General features: G+C 46.4%; 2 tRNA genes and 1 rRNA gene. All 3 read right to left on the bottom strand.

The window, feature by feature from the left end:
* Positions 1-172: 172 nt before the first annotated feature.
* A tRNA-Ala gene (locus tag ACJHYO_RS23970) sits at positions 173-248 on the bottom strand.
* Between the two features lie 42 nt (positions 249-290).
* A tRNA-Ile gene (locus tag ACJHYO_RS23975) sits at positions 291-367 on the bottom strand.
* 68 nt (positions 368-435) lie between these two features.
* Positions 436-526, bottom strand: a 16S ribosomal RNA gene (locus ACJHYO_RS23980); the annotation flags it as partial.

The following is a 526-nucleotide window of genomic DNA, read 5'->3' on the forward strand; positions in this document are numbered from 1 at the left end:
ACAACCCGAAGATGTTTCACTTCAGAGTTGCGAAAATTTGAGAGACTCACGAACAACTTTCATTGTTCAGTGTTTCAATTTTCAGCTTGATCCAGATTTTTAAAGAGCAAAACTTCGCAGTGAACCTTTGCAGGTACACTCTGAAGTATTTTTTATTTAATCACTACAGAGATGGTGGAGCTATGCGGGATCGAACCGCAGACCTCCTGCGTGCAAAGCAGGCGCTCTCCCAGCTGAGCTATAGCCCCATAACATGTAGTTAAAACCTCTTCAAATTTGCGGTGCAAATTTGGTAGGCCTGAGTGGACTTGAACCACCGACCTCACCCTTATCAGGGGTGCGCTCTAACCACCTGAGCTACAAGCCTGTAGAGGTTTTACTGCTCATTTTCATCAGACAATCTGTGTGAGCACTGCAAAGTACGCTTCTTTAAGGTAAGGAGGTGATCCAACCGCAGGTTCCCCTACGGTTACCTTGTTACGACTTCACCCCAGTCATGAATCACAAAGTGGTAAGCGCCCTCCCG

Origin of the sequence: Escherichia sp. WS1118 (assembly GCF_046487695.1) — a bacterium.
GTDB lineage: Bacteria > Pseudomonadota > Gammaproteobacteria > Enterobacterales > Enterobacteriaceae > Escherichia > Escherichia coli.